Origin of the sequence: Lentzea jiangxiensis, assembly GCF_900104175.1 — a bacterium.
Taxonomy (GTDB): domain Bacteria; phylum Actinomycetota; class Actinomycetes; order Mycobacteriales; family Pseudonocardiaceae; genus Lentzea; species Lentzea jiangxiensis.
In genome coordinates, this window is sequence record NZ_FNIX01000010.1 from 42534 (window position 1) to 61080 (window position 18547).

13 protein-coding genes and 1 pseudogene are annotated in these 18547 nt (G+C 69.9%); 5 read left to right on the top strand and 9 right to left on the bottom strand.

Annotation, left to right across the window (positions count from 1 at the left end):
* Positions 1 to 147 precede the first annotated feature (147 nt).
* Positions 148 to 443 (top strand): annotated as a pseudogene (locus BLQ91_RS24225) (hypothetical protein); the annotation flags it as partial.
* A 54-nt stretch (positions 444 to 497) separates the two neighbouring features.
* Here BLQ91_RS24225 and BLQ91_RS24230 read toward each other — a convergent pair.
* The 6 genes from BLQ91_RS24230 to BLQ91_RS24255 all read right to left on the bottom strand — a co-directional run bounded on the left by BLQ91_RS24230 (position 498) and on the right by BLQ91_RS24255 (position 11101).
* Complete coding sequence (locus BLQ91_RS24230; protein WP_090100121.1) at positions 498 to 1940, bottom strand: DHA2 family efflux MFS transporter permease subunit; 1443 nt, start codon at positions 1938 to 1940, stop codon at positions 498 to 500.
* A 40-nt stretch (positions 1941 to 1980) separates the two neighbouring features.
* The gene (locus BLQ91_RS24235; protein ID WP_218130392.1) at positions 1981 to 2463 is read right to left on the bottom strand and encodes a MarR family winged helix-turn-helix transcriptional regulator; all 483 of its coding nucleotides are present in this window, start codon (positions 2461 to 2463) and stop codon (positions 1981 to 1983) included.
* A 49-nt stretch (positions 2464 to 2512) separates the two neighbouring features.
* Positions 2513 to 7912 (bottom strand): pullulanase-type alpha-1,6-glucosidase, encoded by a 5400-nt coding sequence (pulA, locus tag BLQ91_RS24240; protein WP_090100125.1) that lies wholly within the window; start codon positions 7910 to 7912, stop codon positions 2513 to 2515.
* A 94-nt stretch (positions 7913 to 8006) separates the two neighbouring features.
* Complete coding sequence (locus BLQ91_RS42170) at positions 8007 to 9251, bottom strand: hypothetical protein (RefSeq protein ID WP_218130393.1); 1245 nt, start codon at positions 9249 to 9251, stop codon at positions 8007 to 8009.
* 22 nt (positions 9252 to 9273) lie between these two features.
* The gene (locus BLQ91_RS24250; protein ID WP_090100127.1) at positions 9274 to 10782 is read right to left on the bottom strand and encodes an alkaline phosphatase D family protein; all 1509 of its coding nucleotides are present in this window, start codon (positions 10780 to 10782) and stop codon (positions 9274 to 9276) included.
* A 79-nt stretch (positions 10783 to 10861) separates the two neighbouring features.
* Positions 10862 to 11101: a hypothetical protein gene (locus BLQ91_RS24255; RefSeq protein WP_090100129.1), complete on the bottom strand. Its 240-nt coding sequence runs from the start codon at positions 11099 to 11101 to the stop codon at positions 10862 to 10864.
* 41 nt (positions 11102 to 11142) lie between these two features.
* On the opposite strand from BLQ91_RS24255, the gene BLQ91_RS24260 reads away from it, so the two are divergent.
* The 4 genes from BLQ91_RS24260 to BLQ91_RS24275 are packed head-to-tail and all read left to right on the top strand — an operon-like array spanning position 11143 to position 13963.
* Positions 11143 to 12117 carry a DUF6346 domain-containing protein gene (locus BLQ91_RS24260; RefSeq protein ID WP_143022788.1) on the top strand — a complete coding sequence of 325 codons (975 nt, stop codon included), beginning with the start codon at positions 11143 to 11145 and terminating at the stop codon, positions 12115 to 12117.
* 37 nt (positions 12118 to 12154) lie between these two features.
* Positions 12155 to 12604, top strand: a complete 450-nt coding sequence (locus tag BLQ91_RS24265; protein WP_245733781.1) for a YbaB/EbfC family nucleoid-associated protein — start codon at positions 12155 to 12157, stop codon at positions 12602 to 12604.
* A 9-nt stretch (positions 12605 to 12613) separates the two neighbouring features.
* Positions 12614 to 12919, top strand: a complete 306-nt coding sequence (locus BLQ91_RS24270; protein ID WP_245733782.1) for a type VII secretion target — start codon at positions 12614 to 12616, stop codon at positions 12917 to 12919.
* Positions 12920 to 12922: 3 nt separating this feature from the next.
* The gene (locus BLQ91_RS24275; protein ID WP_090100334.1) at positions 12923 to 13963 is read left to right on the top strand and encodes a WXG100-like domain-containing protein; all 1041 of its coding nucleotides are present in this window, start codon (positions 12923 to 12925) and stop codon (positions 13961 to 13963) included.
* A gap of 55 nt (positions 13964 to 14018) precedes the next feature.
* Here the strand turns inward: BLQ91_RS24275 and BLQ91_RS24280 are convergent, their stop codons facing one another.
* The 3 genes from BLQ91_RS24280 to BLQ91_RS24290 are packed head-to-tail and all read right to left on the bottom strand — an operon-like array spanning position 14019 to position 18408.
* Entirely contained in the window at positions 14019 to 14438 is a 420-nt protein-coding gene (locus BLQ91_RS24280; protein ID WP_090100134.1) for a DUF4233 domain-containing protein, read from the bottom strand.
* The gene (folC, locus tag BLQ91_RS24285; protein WP_090100135.1) at positions 14435 to 15781 is read right to left on the bottom strand and encodes a bifunctional tetrahydrofolate synthase/dihydrofolate synthase; all 1347 of its coding nucleotides are present in this window, start codon (positions 15779 to 15781) and stop codon (positions 14435 to 14437) included. The genes BLQ91_RS24280 and folC overlap by 4 nt, the downstream gene beginning before the upstream one ends.
* Positions 15778 to 18408 carry a valine--tRNA ligase gene (locus BLQ91_RS24290; protein WP_090100136.1) on the bottom strand — a complete coding sequence of 877 codons (2631 nt, stop codon included), beginning with the start codon at positions 18406 to 18408 and terminating at the stop codon, positions 15778 to 15780. Before BLQ91_RS24290 ends, folC begins: the two co-directional genes overlap by 4 nt.
* Positions 18409 to 18547 lie beyond the last annotated feature (139 nt).

Genomic DNA, 18547 nt, shown 5'->3' on the forward strand with positions numbered 1-18547 from the left:
ATCGGCAGGGGCCTGCACCCGGTCACCGTCGAGATCTCCCGGATGCTCGGTGAAGGGCTGCTGGAAATCGCTCCGGTCGCGACCGCTTTCAGTTCTTCACACCGGGGACTGCCCTCGCTGCGCCCTCGGGTCGCGGCGGGGCGGACCAGCGGGATGTCGCTGGGCACCAGCGGTGGAGGTGACTGGCTGAACCTGGAGATCGCGGCGGCCGGCAACACCGAGGTCGTCCGGTCGAAGCTCCGGGTGATGCAGACCCTCGGCCTCAACGACACCATCGAGGACATCCTGATCACCCTGCACCGCCAGTACCACCTGATCAGGCTGATGAGCGGCGTGAAGGCCCGGGGTCGCTCTTCCTGTACCTCGTGCTGGAGCGCGACCAGTCGAACCTCGCGCTGGCGCGCCACCAGCTCAAGCGCATCGAGAACGAACCGCAGGTCTGAGCAGCTCGGGAAGGGGGTGCGGGCCGGGGGGACCGGCGCGCACCCCCTTCTCCGTCAGTGCACCAGCACGGGCTTGGCGTCACGGGACACGGCGACCTGCCGCAGCACGAACACCGCGAGCACCAGCGCCACCGCCACGAGCACGGCGGAGATCCAGAACGCCAGGTGGAAGCCCGAGGTCAGCGCCTCCAGCCGGCCGACGCCCGACGCCAGCAACGACGACGTGTAGGTCGTCGAGGTCGTCGCCAGCACCGCGAGCCCCAGGGCGCCGCCGACCTGCGCGGTCGTGTTCACCAGACCGGACGCGAGACCGGCCTCGTCGTGCGCCGCACCCGACATCGCGAGCGTCATCAGAGCCGGGAACGACAGGCCCATGCCGATGCCGATCGGCGCCACGGCGGGCAGGATGTGCGCCACGTACGAGCCGTCGACCGGCACCTGCGTGAACACCAGCATGCCGACGAGCATCAGGGACAAGCCCAGGATCAGCATGTTCCGCTCGCCGAACCGCGCGTTCAGGCGTGCCGAGAGCGACACCGAGAACACCGCGATCGCCACCGCCACGGGCATGAACGCGAGGCCGATCTGCAACGGCGTGTACTGCAGCACGAGCTGCATGTAGAGCGTGCCGAGGAAGAACAGCCCGAACATGCCGGCGACCATCGAGATCTGCACGAGGTTCGCTCCGCTGACGTTGCGGGACCTGAACACGCGCAACGGCAGCAGCGGCTTCCGCGCGGTCCGCTGGCGCAGCACGAATCCCGCCAGCAACGCCAGCGCGACGGCACCCAGTCCGAGGGTGTGCGCGGAGCCGAAGCCGTAGTGCTCGGCCTTGACGATCGTGTAGACGCCGAGCATCACCGCGGCGACGATCAGCAGCGCGCCCAGGACGTCCGCGCCCTCGCGCAGGCCCAGCCCGGCGGAGTCCGGCACCAGGCGCACGGCGGCGACGGCGGCCACGATGCCGATCGGGATGTTCACGAAGAAGATCCAGTGCCACGACATGGCGTCCGTGAGCACACCGCCGAGCAGCAGGCCGATGGACGCACCCGCCGCCGCGACGAAGCTGAACACGCCGATGGCACGCCGCTGCTCGTCGGGCTCGGGGAACATCGTCACGACCATGCCCAGCGTCACGGACGTGGCCAGCGCACCGCCCGCGCCCTGCACGAACCGCGACACGATCAGCATCTCGGAGCTCACGGCCAGGCCGCACAGCAGCGACGCGAGCGTGAAGACGCCGAGGCCGATCAGGAACACCTTCTTGTGCCCGATCAGGTCACCGAGGCGACCCGCGAGCAGGAGCAGACCGCCGTAGGCGATCAGGTACGCGTTGACGACCCAGGCCAGCCCGGCCTGGCCGAACCTCAGGTCCTCCTCGATCGCGGGCAGCGCGACGTTCACGATCGTCTGGTCCAGCACGATCATCAACATCCCCGCGCACAGCACGACCAGCGCCAGCCAGCGCGCGTCGGTCTTCGATCCCCCTGTAGTCATAAGAGGAACCGTAACAGATAGTTTTGTACGGGACTATCTCTTACCCGATCGCATGACGCAGAGCACGCTTGCGAGGCGGCTTCTCACACTGCATCGGGGTGCCGAGGCGACCCTCGACCAGCCGCGTGAGGCCGTTGACCAGGCCGAGGCGCTCGTCGTCCGGCAACGAGCCCAGCACGCTGCCCACGACCTCCTCGTACAGGCCGTCGGCCTTCGCCACGATCTGGCGGCCCAGTTCGGTCACGACCACGACGCGGGCGCGGCGGTCCGTCGCCGACGGCCGGCGCTCGGCGTACCCGGCGGACTCCAGCGCGTCCATCGTGACGACCATGGTCGTCTTGTCGATGCTGATCATGTCGGCGATCTCGGTCTGCGTGAGCCCCGCGTCCAGGGCGCTGGACAGAACGCAGCGGGCTCGCGGAGTCAGTCCGATCTCCGCGAACCTCGCCGTCAGTTCGGTCTCCAGCGCGTGTCCCGTCCGATGCAGCAGCATCATCAGGTCAGTACACCCCGTCGTGCCCATGACACCACGGTACCAAACTAATCTAGAACCAAACTATTTCTCTGCGGAACTATCGCTCCAGCACGACCACCGAACGTGCCGCTCCCGCCTTCTTCTCGCTGGTCAGCGGCTTCCAGTCACCGGCGGGCAGAGTCACGGCCTTCTCGGTCGGGTACGGGTTGATCACCACGACCAGTCCGCGGCGCGCCCTGTCGACGTCCGGTCCGACCGTGTCGTCCACGTGCATGACGATCACGCCGGGCTCGGCGGCGGGGAACGAGACCTTCTGCTGCACGAGGTCGGCCGACCCGAGCGAGAACAGCGGCGAGAGCTGCCGGATCCGCAGCAGTTCCAGGGTCGCGTCCAGCGAGGCCCTCATGTCCGCGGAAGTCGGTTTCGCCAGCCCCAGCAACGGCTTCGCGTACGGCCACTTCGCCTCGTTGTCGGCCTTGGGCGGCAGTCCGCGGCCGAACCCGTTGTCGCGCAACGACGGGTCGTAGGCGTTGAACCAGTCCCCCGAGTCGTAGCTGTTGCGGTCCAACGACTTCGAGCGCAGGAACTCCGTGCCCGCGTGCACGAACGGCCGCCCCTGGCCGAGCAGCGCCGGTGCCAGCGAGACCGTCTGCATCTTCACGCGGTCGGCCATCGAGGTCTCCGGCTTCAGCTTGTACATCAACGCGTCGAACAACGCCTCGTTGTCGTGCGCGTCCACGTACGTGATCGCCTCCAGCGGCTGACCGGTGTAGCCCGCCGGGGAGCCGTTGTACCGCACGTCCCGGCCGGAGACGACCGGCCCGGCGGTCGACTGGAAGCGGTACGACGCCATGTTGCCCGCCATGCCGAGCTTCACCAGGTCGCTGTAGTTCTCCAGGCGCGCGGCGACGTCGCCGTTCGCGGGCGAGGAGTTCAGGTCGCCGGCCAGACCGGAGCCGAGGCCCTGCACGCGCGGGTCGTCGTCGAACGGACCGCCACCGCGCACCGCGTCGCGGAGCCGGTCGCTGAACGTGCCGATGCCCGTTCCCGCCATGTTGGCCTGGGTGGCCTGCTCGAACCGCGCGTTGCCCGCGACCTCGCCGAAGTCCCAGCCCTCGCCGTACACGCCGATCTTGCGGCCGTCCACGCCGTCCTTCTCGACGGTCAGCGCGTCCAGGGCCGCGCGCACCGCGAGGATGTTCGCCTTCGGGTGGTGCCCCATCAGGTCGAACCGGAACCCGTCGACCTTGTAGTTCTTCGCCCAGCGCACGACCGAGTCGACGACGAGCTTGCCCATCATGGCGTTCTCGGTCGCGGTGTTCGCGCAGCACGTGGAGTTCGCGACCGAGCCGTCGAGGTCGAGCCGCTGGTAGTAGCCGGGCACGACCTTGTCGAGCACGGACGTCGGTGCGTCGCCGAACGCCGCCGTGTGGTTGTAGACGACGTCCACCACCACGCGGTTGCCGTTGTCGTGCAACGACTTCACCATCTCGCGGTACTGCTTCGAGCGTGCCCAGCCGTTCTGCGCGTCCGCCGTGGCGTACGAGCCTTCGGGCACGTCGTAGTGGAACGGGTCGTAGCCCCAGTTGAAGCCGTCCTTCGCCGCCACAGCGCCGACGCAGGCCTGCTGCCGGTCGGAGTCCGCGGGCAGCGAGGGCAGGTCACAGGCCGGGGTGGCCTGCTCGGAGCGCTTCTCGGGGATCGTGGCGATGTCGAACGTCGGCAGCAGGTGCACGGTGTCCATGCCCGCCGCGGCCAGCGTCTTCAGGTGCTTCATGCCGGTCGAGTCGCGGTGCGTGAACGCCTTGTACGTGCCGCGGTCCGCCACCGGGACGGACTGGTCGTTGATCGAGAAGTCGCGCACGTGCAGCTCGGTGATCGCGCCGCCGATGCCCTTCGCGACGTCCTTCGACCAGCCGGACGGCATGGTCCGGCTGTCCTCGAGGTCCGCGAACTGCGAATGCGTCGAGTTCACCGACAACGCCACGGAGTACGGGTCGGTGACAACGACCGTGCGCTGCCAGTCGGTGACCTCGAACTGGTAGTACTTGTTCTTCCAGCCGCCCTCACCGGTCCACGAGCCGGAAGCGTCGTCACGCTTGAGCTGCACGACCTTGCGGGGCTCACCGGACGGCTCGTCGAACAGGCGCAGCTTCACGTTCCGCGCGGTCGGCGCCCACAGCCGGATCGACGCGCGGTCGCGGTGGAACTCCGGCCCGAACGTCAGCTTCGTCGCGGCGGCGGCGTAGCGGTCGTCGAGCACGCCCGCGATCTGCACGCTCGTGCGGTGTCTGATCGCACCACCGGCGTCGACGTGCACGGCGGCGAGCCTGTCCCGCAACGCCTCGTCGACGAACCCGCGCACCGCGAACACCGGCTTGCCCTTGAGGTGCGGGAACCGCGCCGGCACCTCCTCGGTGGTGGGCGAGAGCCGCAGCACCTTCGGGCCGTACTCGAGGCGGTAGCCGTCGGTCTGCACGGACGGCACGTCCCAGACGACCCTGTCCCTGGAGATCCAGATCGCCTTGGCCTTGGTCAGGTCGTCATCGGCGGCCGGACCGGCGTTCGGCGGGAGCAGGTAGGTCTCGTCACCCTGCAACTGCCACACCTCGTTCCCCTGCTGGCCCAGGTCGAGGAACTGGTCGGGTCCCGGGTCCTTGGTGTCGCCGCGGTGCAGGATGTAGCTCAGTCCCGCCGCACCGGCCGCGAGCGGCACCGACCAGTGGACACCGAACTGGTCGCGCCCGTCGGGTACCCGCGAGGAGTTCCAGCCCGGTGACGGCTCCGCGGACCCCGTCCAGTGGTACATCGTCCAGTCGGTGTAGTCGCCGTCCGGGCGGTGGTAGTGGATCACCGCGCGGTTCTCGGCGGCGGCGCGTGTGGCGTGCACCTTGCCGTTCGCGACCCACGCGTGGCCGCTCGTGAACTTGCCCGTCGCCTCCACGGTCGTGCCGCGCACGACCGAGAAGTCCGTGGTCGGCGGGAGTTCCGCAATGCCGTTCGTGAACGGCACGTCGCCACGTCCGGCAACGCGCACGACGGCTCCGGTCGCGTCACCGACGTAGTGCACGACGGCCTTTCCGGTGGCCGCCTGCTCGGACGGGTGCACGGCCGGATCGCCCTGCTCCAGCCACACCTCGGGTGTGACGCTCGGGTCGACGACCCGGTCGGCGGACGTGTCCTTCTCGTCGCCCTTGTGCGCGATGATCCCGACGGACCTGGCCCCCGGCTTCAGCTTCACCCACGCGAAGCGCCCGTAGGTGTCCTCTCCCGCGAACGGCAGAGGAGCGCTCCACTCGGTCGGCGTCTCGACGTCACCCCAGACGTGCAGGCCCCAGCCGTCGTGGTTGTCGCGGGCGTAGTGCACGACCAGCCAGTTCGGGTTCTTCGTGCCGGGGTCCGGCAGCGGTGGCGCGGCCACGAGCGAGACGAACGCGCCGTCCGCGCCGATCTCGCCGGACTTCGCGACCACGCGCAGTTCGACGCGCTTGCCGGCCGCGGCGCCCGGAAGTGCCGGCAGGTCGGCGAAGACGCGGTAGGGGGCGGCGTCGTCGGTGCCGAGCACGGTCCACTCGCGGGTGCCCTCGACGCGCGCGGCGAACGTGGCCGCCGCGTTGGGGGCGCTGATGCCGTCCGCGCGGAGCTCGACGCGCTTGTCCAGCACCGTTCCGGGGGCCGGGGCGACCAGCGTCGGCGACGGCTTGGACCTGGCGACGTCGCCGGTGCCCTTGAGCACCACCGTCGACAGGGCGGGCACGGTCACCGTGACGCGGCCGTTCTGGACCTGCGCGTTCTCGAAGCCCGAGGACGACACGGGAACGGTGACGGTGGCGGGCGAGGTGCCGGCGTTGGCGACGACGAGGTGCTCGCGGCCGAGGATGCGGCTGAACGCGAACACGTCCCCGTCGGCGTACCGGAGGACCTGGTTGCCGTCGCGCCACACCGGGTCCTCGTCGACCTGCGCGGCCAGGGCCTTGAGCTGCTGGTAGAGCGGGTGCGAGGTGGTGAAGTTGTCCACAGCGCCCGTGCGGTCGGACCCGATGAGCTTCTCCGCCATGTACTCCGGCGTCTTCGAGGCGAACATGTCCTGGCGCGCCAGCTTGTCGCCACCCGTGCCCGCGAACCCCTGCTCGTCGCCGTAGTAGACGACCGGGTTGCCGCGCCACAGGTACATCAGGGAGTTGCCGAGCTTGAGGCGCTCCAGCAGTTCGGCGTCGGAGATGCCGGGCTTGTCGTTGCGGATCATCCACGCGATGCGGCCCATGTCGTGGTTGCCGAGGAACGTGGGCAGCGACGAGGCGTTGGAGTCGGCGTCGGTGTAGCGGTCGTCGTCCAGCAGCACCTCGCCGAGGCGCTGGGAACCCTTGCCGGACAGGAAGCTCAGGGCGCTGCTCTGGAACGGGAAGTCCAGCGTGGCCTGCATCTTGCCGGCGGTCGTGTACTTCGAGGTGTTCTCGGGCGAGGAGTCGAAGACCTCGCCGAAGACGAAGAAGTCCTTCTTGCCCTTGCGGTTCGCGTACTGCTTCACGTGCGGCGCGAGCGCCTGCCAGAACTCCAGGTTCACGTGCTTGACGGTGTCGACGCGGTAGCCGTCGATGTCGAGCGTGTCGATCCAGCTCGTGAAGATGTCCTTCATGCCCTTGACCACGCGCGGGTGCTCGGTCATGAGGTCGTCGAGGCCGGAGAAGTCGCCCTGCTCGCTCGACTCGCCGGAGAACGTCGAGTCGCCGCGGTTGTGGTAGAGCGTGGAGTCGTTGAGCCACAACGGGAACTTCGTCGGTCCCTGCTTCACCGGCGTGTACGGGAACGACTTCGCGGGGTCGAGCTCCGGGAAGTCCCCGCGGCCTGCGTGGTCGGCGAGGTCGAACGGCTTGCCGTCGGCGTCCAGGTACGGCTGCGCGCCGGTCGAGACGTACTGCGTCCTGCCCTCGGCGTACTTGATGACGTCGGCGGTGTGGTTCGCGACGATGTCGAAGAAGACCTTGATGCCGCGGCGGTGCGCGTCGCGGATCAGGTCGCGCATCTCCTGCGTGGTGCCGAAGTGCGGGTCGAGCTTGGTGAAGTCGGTCGTCCAGTAGCCGTGGTAACCGGCACTGTCACCCTGCACCCAGCGGTTGAGGAACATCGGCGTCATCCAGATCGCCGTGATGCCCATGCCGTCGAGGTAGTCGAGCTTCCCGTGCAGCCCCTTGAGGTCGCCGCCGTGGTAGAAGCCCTTGTCTTCGGGGTCGAACCCGTGTTCCGCGGTGTTCGAGCGACCGCGGTCGTTGCCGGTGTCGCCGTTCGCGAACCGGTCAGGCATCACGAAGTAGAAGCGCTCACCCCGCAGGTCGTCGCGTCGGGGCGGCAAGGCGAGCCTCGCGTCCCCGTCGCGCACACCGGGCGCGATGTCCACCACCTCGCCCACAGCAAGACGTTGCGGTGCAGCGGCAACGGCCTGGGCCGGTGTGAGGGGGAGCAGAACCAGTGCAGCGAGCGCGGCGACGACCCGACGCATCGCGACCTCCTTGTCGCAACTTCTTGCAGGGTTGCTGCACGAAACCACGACAAACAGCGGGAAACAATACGTCGTGCTCTGCAAATATTTGCAGTCAGCTTGCGGAACGCCGGTAGGTGATCGCCATCTTCAGCGGATGTGAGCGCCACTCGTTGACCGCGAGCCCGGCGAGCACACCGATGCCCTCGACCGACTCCGCGGTGGCGGGAGCGGTACGGCTCGTCGCGCCCGCGAGCGGTCCCACGGACGGCGGCGGGGAGAACTGGGCGATCACCACCTGCCGGCCCTCGTGCGGCTGCACGGCCAGGAGGATGTGCGGATCCGCCTGCTCGCCGTCGTTCTCGATCGGTTCCAGGGACAGGAACTCGCCGCGTTCCGCCGCGGCACCGCACATCCGGCCCGCCCACTTGAAGGCGTCCATGACGTCGTCGTCGGAGAGCGCCGCGTCCGCCTCCTGCAGCGTGACCTGCCGCAGACGCGTGCTGTGCGCGGTCATCTGGCCGTCGGTGGTGAAGCGGTCGGGGATCATCGCGTCCCCGGTCTCGACATCGATCAGCAGCATGTCGCGGAACCGGGTCTCCGCGAGCGGCGAGCGACCCATCAGGCCGCGGCCGAGCACCTCGGCGAGCTTCGAGTCGGTCGTGCGCCAGTACGTCGTCCGCTCCCCGATCCGCAGGCCGATGAAGTCCTTGACCGGCAGGCTCGGCAGCGCGGTCGACAGCGTCTGGCCCGGTTCGACGGCAGGCGGCGGTGCCGGGACGCGGAACGGCGGCAGTGAGGCGAACCCCGGATCGACCCGGGCCGTGCGGACAACATGGTGCGCCCACGCGCGCACGCGCGATAACGGGTGGTCGGGGAACCGTGCGTCGTAGCGCGGGTCGTCGCCCGCGTGGAACGGGAGCACGCCCTCCAGCTCCGGCGCGTACGGGTGGGGCCTGACCCAGTCCTCGAACCCGATCTCGGCGGCCAGCACGGCCTCGCGCGCGCCGGTCATGCCGCGTTCCACCGCCACGAGCAGCAGCACGGCGCTGCTGCGTTCCTTCGGAACCGTGAAGGAGGCGACGAACACCTGCCCGTTCGGCTGGTCCGGCAGCGGCATCTTGATGATCCGCAGCAGCGCCGGCGCCCCGCCGAGCTGGACGACGTGGGCCTCGACCAGGCACCCGGTCTCGCCGTGGACCAGGGCGAGACCGTGCCTGAGCTCCGGCAGGTCGTCCAGCGCGGCGGGCAGGTCGGGGACCACGCCGTGGTAGGTCAGCCGGACCTGGTCACCGTTGTGGTGCTGCCAGGTGTTCTGGTCGGTCTGGTGGAAGCCGGTGGTGTCGAACGAGATGGGCACGCGTCCGACACTACGGCTCCGGTCAGGCGGCGCTGAGCGTTTTGGACCACAGCGAGGCGCCTGTGGCGTCGCGCAGCCACACCGTGAGCTCGTGCCTCGTCGCCTCGACCTCGCCGAAGTGCTGGAACCCGTCCAGCGGCGAGGTGTTGGCGGTGGGCGGGGCGTGCACGAACACGGCCTGCGGCCCGAACGTCGGGTCGAGCGCGTTCGGGCCGAACGCGCCGGAGTGCAGCGGTCCGGAGACGAACTCCCAGAACGGGTCGAAGTCGCCCACGGCCGCGCGGTCGGGCGAGTAGTGGTGCGCGGCGGTGTAGTGCACGTCCGCGGTCAGCCACACGGTGTTCTTGACGCGGCGGCGCTTCAGCTCCCTGAGCACCCACGCGATCTCGTGCTCACGGCCGTTGGGCGCGCCCGGCAGGCCGTTCGCGACGCCCTCGACGTCCGTGCCGTCGGGGACGACCAGGCCGATCGGCAGGTCCGCCGCGATGATCTTCCACGTGGCGGTGCTGCGGCTGAGCCCGTCGACGAGCCACTTCGCCTGCTTCGCGCCGAGGACCACACCCGGCTGGTCCTTGGGCGAGGTGTTGCGGTCCTTGTAGGTGCGCATGTCGAGCACGAAGACCTCGACGTTGCGGCCGTAGGCGAACTTCCGGTAGACGCGACCGTCGACCGCGCGCTGCCGGTCGATCGGCATCCACTCGTGGAACGCCTGGAAAGCGCGCTGGGCCAGCACGTCCACGCGCTTCTCGGTGTAGAGCGGCGAGTCCAGGATTTCGCCGGGGTACCAGTTGTTGGTGACCTCGTGGTCGTCCCACTGCACGAAGCTCGGCACCCGGGCGGCGAAGCGCTTCACGTTCTCGTCGAGCAGGTTGTAGGCGAACTGGCCGCGGTACTCGTCGAGCGTCTCGGCCACCTTCGACTTCTCCGGCGTGACGACGTTGCGCCAGATCCGGCCGTCGGGGAGCGCCACCGTCTCCTTCATCGGGTTGTCGGAGTAGACGGTGTCGCCGCTGTGGATGAAGAAGTCGGGCCTGCGGTCGGCCATGGCCTGGAAGATGGGCATGCCGCCGAGGTCGGGGTTGATGCCCCAGCCCTGGCCGGCGACGTCACCGGACCACACGAACCGCACCCCGTCGCGGCCGAGCGGGGCCGTGGAGAAGCTGCCGGTGAGCGGTTCGCTGCGGGTGCGGCCGTTCAGGTCCTCGGCCGTGACGCGGTAGTAGGCCGGACGGCCCGGCAGCAGACCGGACACCCTGACCTGCCCCGTTCCGCCGGTCTCCGGCGTGAGCAACGGGCCTCGGAAGAGGCGGGAGAGGCGGAACCGCGGGTCGTCGGACACCTCGACGAGCATCCGGGACGGGCGGTCGGCGCGCGTCCACACGATGCCACCGTCCCAGGTCACGTCGCCGGACTGCACGCCGTGGGTGAGGATCGGGCGGTCGGTCTTCGCGAGGCTGACGCCCGAGGGCACCAGCGCCGCGGCCGTGCCCAGTGCGCCTGCCTTGAACAACGTGCGACGGTCGAAGGTCATGCGCGGTTTCTAGTCCGCCGTTCTGACCAGCGGCCGAACCCAGGGTGAACTCCAGCGGGCCCACCCCGGGCGGTGCCGGTCACGTCAGGCGCTTGAGCCGGTCGGTGATGATCCGCCGCGACGCGGGCGTGGCGTGGACCCACGCCTGGTGGTCCTGGTCGGTGTAGCGGACCACGAGCCGGCGGCCGTCCTCGAAGTCGATCGTGGTGGGGAACAGCGCCAGGCCACAGGCCTCGTCCCCGGTTTCGAAGCACGTTCGAGTGAACGGCCGAAGTGCGGTTCGCGCCGTTCTCCGGCGCACTTCGTCGGCGTCGAACAATTCCCCACCGACCGCGCGTGCGTTCTGTCTAGGGTGTGCCCGTGCGCGCACTCGCCTTCCTGCTGGCCGCGGTCCTCACCTTCCTGGCGCTCGCCACGACGATCCGGACCACCGACGTCCTGCTCGGCGCGGTGGAGGCGCGGCAGACCGGCACCGCCGCGGTCGTGTCCTGCACCGAGCACGGGCCGGTCGGGCGGTGGGGCGCCGGCACGAGCCACGCCTGCGACGCGGACGTGCGGTGGGAGGACGGGAGCACCGAGCGGGTCGCGTTCCCGCCGGGGCAGCTGGAGCCCGGCGCGCGCGAGGTCGCCGTCTTCCGGTCCACCAGGGACGCCGGGGTGAACGACAGCGCGCGGTGGTTCCTCGCGGGGCCGCTCCTGGCGGTGGCGCTCGGGTTGCTGGCGCTGTGGTTCGCCGTGGCGGCGGTGCTGTCCCTCGTCCCCGGGCGGAAGACGCCGAAGCCGGACGAGAAGTGGCCGCTGACCGAGGAGGACGTCAGGAACACGCCCGTCACGCGGCGGGTGCGCAGGCTGCGGTCGCTGGCGTGGCTCGGGCTCGCGACGGCCGCGGCGGAGGGTTTGGCGTCGATGCCGTTCTTCGACGCGCCTCGGCGGGTGGGGGCGTTCGTGTCGCCGTGGCCGCAGCTCGAGGAGGCCTGGCTCGTCGACCTGCCGTCGGGGGTGCTGGCCGGGTTCGCGGTGCTGGTGGCGGCGGTGATCGGGCTGGTCGCGGAGAGCGTGCACAAGGACGCCGCGCGGGTCGTCCGGTATGGACAGTCCTACCTCGACGGGAGGAAGCCGGTGCCCGGCGGCGGAAGCAGCTGGGTGCCGACGGCGTTGCTCGCGGCTCTCGCCGTGTGGGCGGTGGTGGAAGTGGTGCTGGCCGTGGGAGACGCGCCGCCGCTCGTGTGGCTCGCGGGCAGCCGGGACGCGCTCGTGCTGCTGGCGGTCCTCGCGGTCGTGGCCGCCACCCGGCAGTCCGCGAAGGACATGGTCGCGCAACTGGTCGGGAAGTAGCGGGAACCGGGAGGCGGTCGCGGCAGTCTCACGGGGCATGACTTCCGCAGAACTGGGTGCTGGGCAGCAGCGTCTCGAGGAGTACATGCGCCGGGTCAGCGACATCCAGCGCAAAGCCGAGGAGACGCAGGCCCAGCTCAAGGCGTTGCGCGCGGACGTGAGCAGCCCCGACCGCGCGGTCACGGTCAGGATGGCGCCGGGCGGGCGGCTCGAGCAGCTGAGCCTGACGCCCGCGGCGATGCGGATGTCGCACGAGCAGCTCGCCGCCCTGATCACCGAGACGGTCGGCAGGGCGCACGCGGCCGTCGCGGGGCAGATGGAGGCGACGATGCAGCCGTTGATCGGCGGCACGTCCGCGATGGACTTCCTGCGCGACCAGGTCACCGCGGCGCAGCAGCCGGAGGAGACCGAGGAGCAGCAACCGCAGCAGCGTCAGCGTCCGGCGCGCCCGGACGACGACGAGCCGTTCGGCACGATCTACCGGTAAGGGGTCCCGGTGTCAGAATTCGCAATGGTGCCCGCCGACGTGGTGAACCACGCCGGCAACGTGCAGTCGATGGGCATGGATCTCACGAGCGCCGCCGCGCGCGGTCAGGGCGTCGACCTCGGCGTCGAGACGTACGGGATCATCGGCCAGGTCTTCAGCGTGCCGGTGCGCGTCCACATCGCGGCGATCGCGAACTCGATCAACGAGCTGGCGAACGCGCTGCCCGACGTCGCCGACGCGTTGCGCGACTGCGCCGACGCCACCCGCCAGACCGACGACGACCACGCGAAGCTCTTCGCGAAGTACCAGGGGTGAGTGATGGTTCTCGACGTCAGTGCGGACAACGCGACCGACGGTGCGCGGATCGTCGACACCGTCTGGAAGTGCGCGGAAGACTTCAACAACCCCAGTGACTGGGCCTTCGACGGCGTCGCGCTGGGACTCGACGTGCTCGGCTTCGTCGCGAACCCGCTCGGCACGCTCGTCGGTGCGGGCATCGGCTGGCTGATCGAGCACGTGTCGTTCCTCAAGGAGCCGCTCGACGACCTCGCCGGCGACCCCGGCGCGATCAACGTCGTCGCGGCAGCCTGGGGCGAGGTCGCCAAGGCGTGCGCGAAGGTCGGCAACGACTACGCGCAGGCCGCGACCAGCCAGACCGGCACGTGGACCGGCCAGTCCGGCGACGGCTACCGCAAGGCGGCCGCCACCCTCGCCGAGCAGGTCAAGGCGCTGGAAGGTGCCGCGAACGCGGTCGCCACGGGCATCCGCGGCACGGGCGTCCTGGTCGCGGCGGTGCGCGGCATCATCCGCGACATCGTGGCGGACGTCGTCGCGGAGTTCATCATCGCCGCCGTGACCGCGCTCGCCACGAGCTGGTGCAGCTTCGGCGCCTCGATCGCCGCCTTCACCGGCTGGGCCGTGGCCCGCGCCGCGTCGACCGCCGGCAAGATCGCGGGCAAGGTCAGCAAGCTGCTCATGAAGCTCGCGCAGGCCGTCCGCAAGTTCGACAACCTCAAGGGCGTGTCCGACGCGCTCGCGAAGGCCGCCGTGAACATCGGCCGCAAGGCCAAGGACGTCGGCCGCGCGATCGGCAAGAACCACTCCTCGGTCCGGCAGATCGAGGACGGCTTCTCCAGCGCCAACAACGCCATCCGCGACAAGCTGACGTTCGGCAACGACGCGGCGAAGAACGCGGCGAACCGGGTCGACGACATCATGGCGCCGCGCGGCCGTGACGGGTTCGCGGACACCGTCAAGCCCATCTCGCTCGGCCGGACCGGTGCTTCCGAGGCTTTCAAGGAAGGCGCGAACTGGGACGAGAGCTACGAGAAGGGGCAGGAGGAGCTCAGCAAGAAGTAGGCGCGGGGGCCTGGCCGCGTGGGCGCGGGGTCAGGCCCCTGCAGGGGTGCGAGGCTCACTCGGGCTTCGGCGCCTGCTCCGACTCCTGCTGCTGCTGTTGCTGCGCCGGCAACCGCCCCTGCGCCATGCGCTTGAGCAGGTCCCGCCGCAGCCACAGCAGATAGGCCCACACCAGCCCGAAGATCACGCCGATCACGCCCATGGCCGGCAACAGCAGCCACGAGGCGATCAGCAGCACGTGCAGGCCGACCACGGTCGGGATGGCCCACGGCTTGCGCACGAACGCGCACATCGCGATGAACACCGCGATGAAGCCGAACGCCACCCAGCCGACGAGCGACGTGACGCCGCCGTGCAGCTTCGCGATGACCGGCAGGGCCAGGGCGACGACGATGACCTCGAGGATCAGCGTGCCGGCCATGATGCCCCGGAACGCCTTCATCGGGTCCTTCTTCAGAGGTGCCGGGGTGGTCATGCCGGCTCCTTCCCGAACAGCGCGCGGGCCTCGCCCGCGGTGACGACGGAGCCGGTGATGATCACGCCGCCGCCGGACTGCTCGTCCTCGATGAGGTGGATGGCCTCCTCGACGGCGTCGACCAGGCGGGGACGCACCTCGAAGCGGTCCTCACCGAAGATCGGGACGGCCAGGCCCGCGAGGACGTCCGGGTCCATCGCGCGCGAGGAGGAGTTGGTGGTGATCACCAGTTCCTGCACCACCGGTTCCAGCGCGGCGAGGATGCCCTCCGCGTCCTTGTCGGCCATGACGGCGACGACGGCGACGAGCTTGCGGAAGCCGAACTCCGACTCCAGGGCTTTCGCCAGTGCCGCGGCGCCGTGCGGGTTGTGCGCGGCGTCGACGAAGACGTTGGGCGCGGAACGCACGCGCTCCAGCCTGCCCGGCGTGATCACCGAGGCGAAGCCCTCGCGGACCATCTCGATGTCGATCTTGCGCTCGGGGCCGGCGCCGAAGAACGCCTCGACGGCGGCCAGCGCCAGCGCGGCGTTCTTCGCCTGGTGTTCGCCGTGCAGCGGCAGGAAGACGTCCTCGTAGACGCCGCCGAGGCCCTGCAGCGTGATCATCTGGCCGCCCACAGCGACGGCCCTGGTCAGGACGCCGAACTCGCTGCCGAAACGGGCCACCATCGCGTCCACCTCGGCGACGCGTTCGAGGATCACCCTCATGACCTCGGGGGTCTGCTCGGCGACGATCGCGACGGCGCCCGGCTTGATGATGCCGGACTTCTCCACCGCGATGTCCTCGGGACGGTTGCCCAGGTACTCGGTGTGGTCGACGCCGATCGGGGTCAGCACGGCGACGCGGGTGTCCACGATGGACGTCGCGTCCCACGTGCCGCCCATGCCGACCTCGACCACGGCGACGTCGGCCGGCGCTTCCGCGAAGGCCGCGTACGCCATGCCGGTGAGCACCTCGAACTTGCTCATCCGGATCTCGGACTGGGCGTCGACCATCGCGACGTACGGCTCGATGTCGCGGTAGACCTCGACGTAGCGCTCCGGCGAGATCGGCTGGTTGTCGAGGCTGATGCGCTCGGTCGCCAGCTGCAGGTGCGGGCTCGTGAACCGGCCGGTGCGCAAGCCGATGCGCGTGAAGAGCGCGTCGACCATGCGCGACGTCGACGTCTTGCCGTTCGTGCCTGTCAGCTGCACGACCGGGTACGACGTCTGCGGGTCGCCCAGCACGTGGGCCAGCGCCTTGATCCGCTCCAGCGACGGCTCGAGCTTGGTCTCGGGCCACCGCTGGTTGAGCTCGTTCTCGACGTCGAGGAACTCGTCGAGGTTGCTGTCCACTGCGCTCACGCCTCCGGCAGCGCGGCCAGGCGCTCGTTGATGCGGGCGATCTCGGCCTCGGCCACGGCCTTGCGCTCCTCGATCTTGGCCTTGACGTCGGCGGGCGCCTTGGCGAGGAACGCCTCGTTGCCGAGCTTCTTCGTCGTGCCGTCGAGCTCCTTCTGCGCCGCCGCGAGGTCTTTCGCGAGCCGCTTGCGCTCGGCCGCGACGTCGATCGCGCCGGACAGGTCCAGCTCGACCTTCACCGCGCCCTTGGGCAGGCCGACCTCGAGCGTCGCCGAGACGGTGAACTCGTCGCCCGGCTCGGTCAGGCGCGTCAGGGAACGCACCGACGGGACCTGGTCGGTGAGGCCGACGCAGCACGCGCCGCGGACCTTGCCCGCGACCTTCTGGCCGGGCTTCAGGCCCTGCTCGGAGCGGAACCGGCGGATCTCGGTGGCGAGCTTCTTCAGGCCCTCGACCTCGGCCAGCGCGTCGGCGTCGCGCTCGGCACCGGAGGCCTTCGGCCAGTCGGCGACCACGAGCGACTCACCGCCGGTCAGCGACGTCCACAGCGTCTCGGTGATGAACGGGATCGCCGGGTGCAGCAGGCGCAGCAGGACGTCGAGGACGTGCCCCAGGACGGACTGCGTGGCCTCGGCGCGGCCTCCCGCGATCTGGACCTTCGCGATCTCCAGGTACCAGTCGCAGAACTCGTCCCAAGTGAAGCTGTAGAGCGCCTCGCAGGCACGCGAGAACTGGAACGCCTCGAAGGTCCTGTCCACAGTGGACACCAGGGCGTCCAGCTCGTCGAGGATCCAGCGGTCGGCCGCCGTCAGCTCGTCGCGCGGAGGCAGCGGACGGGCCACCGTCGCACCGTTGGCCAGCGCGAAGCGGGTGGCGTTCCACAGCTTCGTGGTGAAGTTGCGGGACCCGGCCGCCCACTCCTCGGCGACGGCCATGTCCGAACCGGGGTTCGTGCCGCGCAGCAGCGTGAAGCGGGTGGCGTCGGCGCCGTAGCGCTCCATCCAGTCCAGCGGGTCGATGCCGTTGCCCTTGGTCTTCGACATCTTCTTGCCGAACTGGTCGCGGATCAGGCCGTGCAGGAAGACGTCGTTGAACGGCTGCACGCCGTCCATCGCGTACAGGCCGAGCAGCATCATCCTGGCGACCCAGAAGAAGATGATGTCGTAGCCCGTGGACAGCACGGACGTCGGGTAGAACCGCTTCAGGTCCTCGGTGGACTCCGGCCAGCCCAGCGTCGAGAACGGCCACAGGCCCGAGGAGAACCACGTGTCGAGGACGTCCTCGTCCTGGCGCCAGCCCTCGCCGGTCGGGACCTCGTCGTCCGGGCCGACGCAGACGACCTCGCCGTCCGGGCCGTAGAAGACCGGGATCCGGTGGCCCCACCACAGCTGGCGCGAGATGCACCAGTCGTGCAGGTTGTCGGTCCAGTCGAAGTAACGCTTGTTCATCTCGGCCGGGTGGATCGTCGTGCGGCCGTCGCGCACGGCGGCGGAGGCCTCCGCGGCGAGGGTCTCGACCTTGACCCACCACTGCAGCGACAGGCGCGGCTCGATGACCGTGTCGCACCGCGAGCAGTGGCCGACGGCGTGGACGTACGGCCGCTTCTCCGCGACGATCCGGCCCTCGGCGCGCAGTGCGGCGACGATCGCCGGACGCGCCTCGAACCGGTCGAGACCGAGGAACGGACCGTTCGCGGTGATCGTGGCGCGGCCGTCCATGACCGTGATGTTCGGCAGGCCGTGGCGCTGGCCGATCTCGAAGTCGTTCGGGTCGTGCGCGGGCGTCACCTTGACCGCGCCCGTGCCGAACTCCGGGTCGACGTGGGCGTCGGCGACGATCGGGATGCGGCGGCCGGTCAGCGGCAGTTCGACCTCGGTGCCGATGAGGTGGCGGTAGCGCTCGTCGTCCGGGTGGACGGCGACCGCGGTGTCGCCGAGCATCGTCTCGGCGCGCGTGGTCGCGACGACGATCGAGTTCTCCCCGTCGCCGTAGCGGATCGAGACGAGCTCGCCGTCGTCGTCGCTGTGGTCGACCTCGACGTCCGACAGCGCCGTCTGGCAGCGCGGGCACCAGTTGATGATCCGCTCGGCCTGGTAGATCAGGCCGTCGTCGTACATCTTCTTGAAGATCGTCTGGACGGCGCGGGACAGGCCCTCGTCCATGGTGAAGCGCTCGCGCGACCAGTCGATGCCGTCGCCGAGCCGCTTCATCTGGTCGAGGATCTTGCCGCCGTATTCCTCTTTCCACTCCCAGACGCGCTCGACGAACTTCTCGCGCCCGAGGTCGTGCCGCGACAGGCCCTGCTTCGCGAGGTCGCGCTCGACGGCGTTCTGCGTCGCGATGCCGGCGTGGTCCATGCCCGGCAGCCACAGGACCTCGTAGCCCTGCATGCGGCGGCGCCTCGTCAGCGCGTCCATGACGCTGTGGTTCATGGCGTGACCCATGTGCAGCGAGCCGGTGACGTTCGGCGGGGGCAGCACGATCGTGAACGGCGGCTTGTCGCTCTTGACGTCCGCCTCGAAGTACCGCCGGTCGAGCCACCGCTGGTACAGCTCCGCCTCTACCTCCGCCGGAGTCCAGGCGGCGGGGAGGTCGGGACGCTGCGCTGCGGTGTCGTCGAGTTCAGTCACAGCCGAGAAGTCTACGGAGGGCTGGCTATCGACTTACACCGAGATACCTGCTAACGAGCCGAAGGCTCGGGGGTGCGGGACGGAGCGCCTGACCGGTCGCGGCCGATCACTCGTTCAGAGGTGCCGGGAACGAGTGACG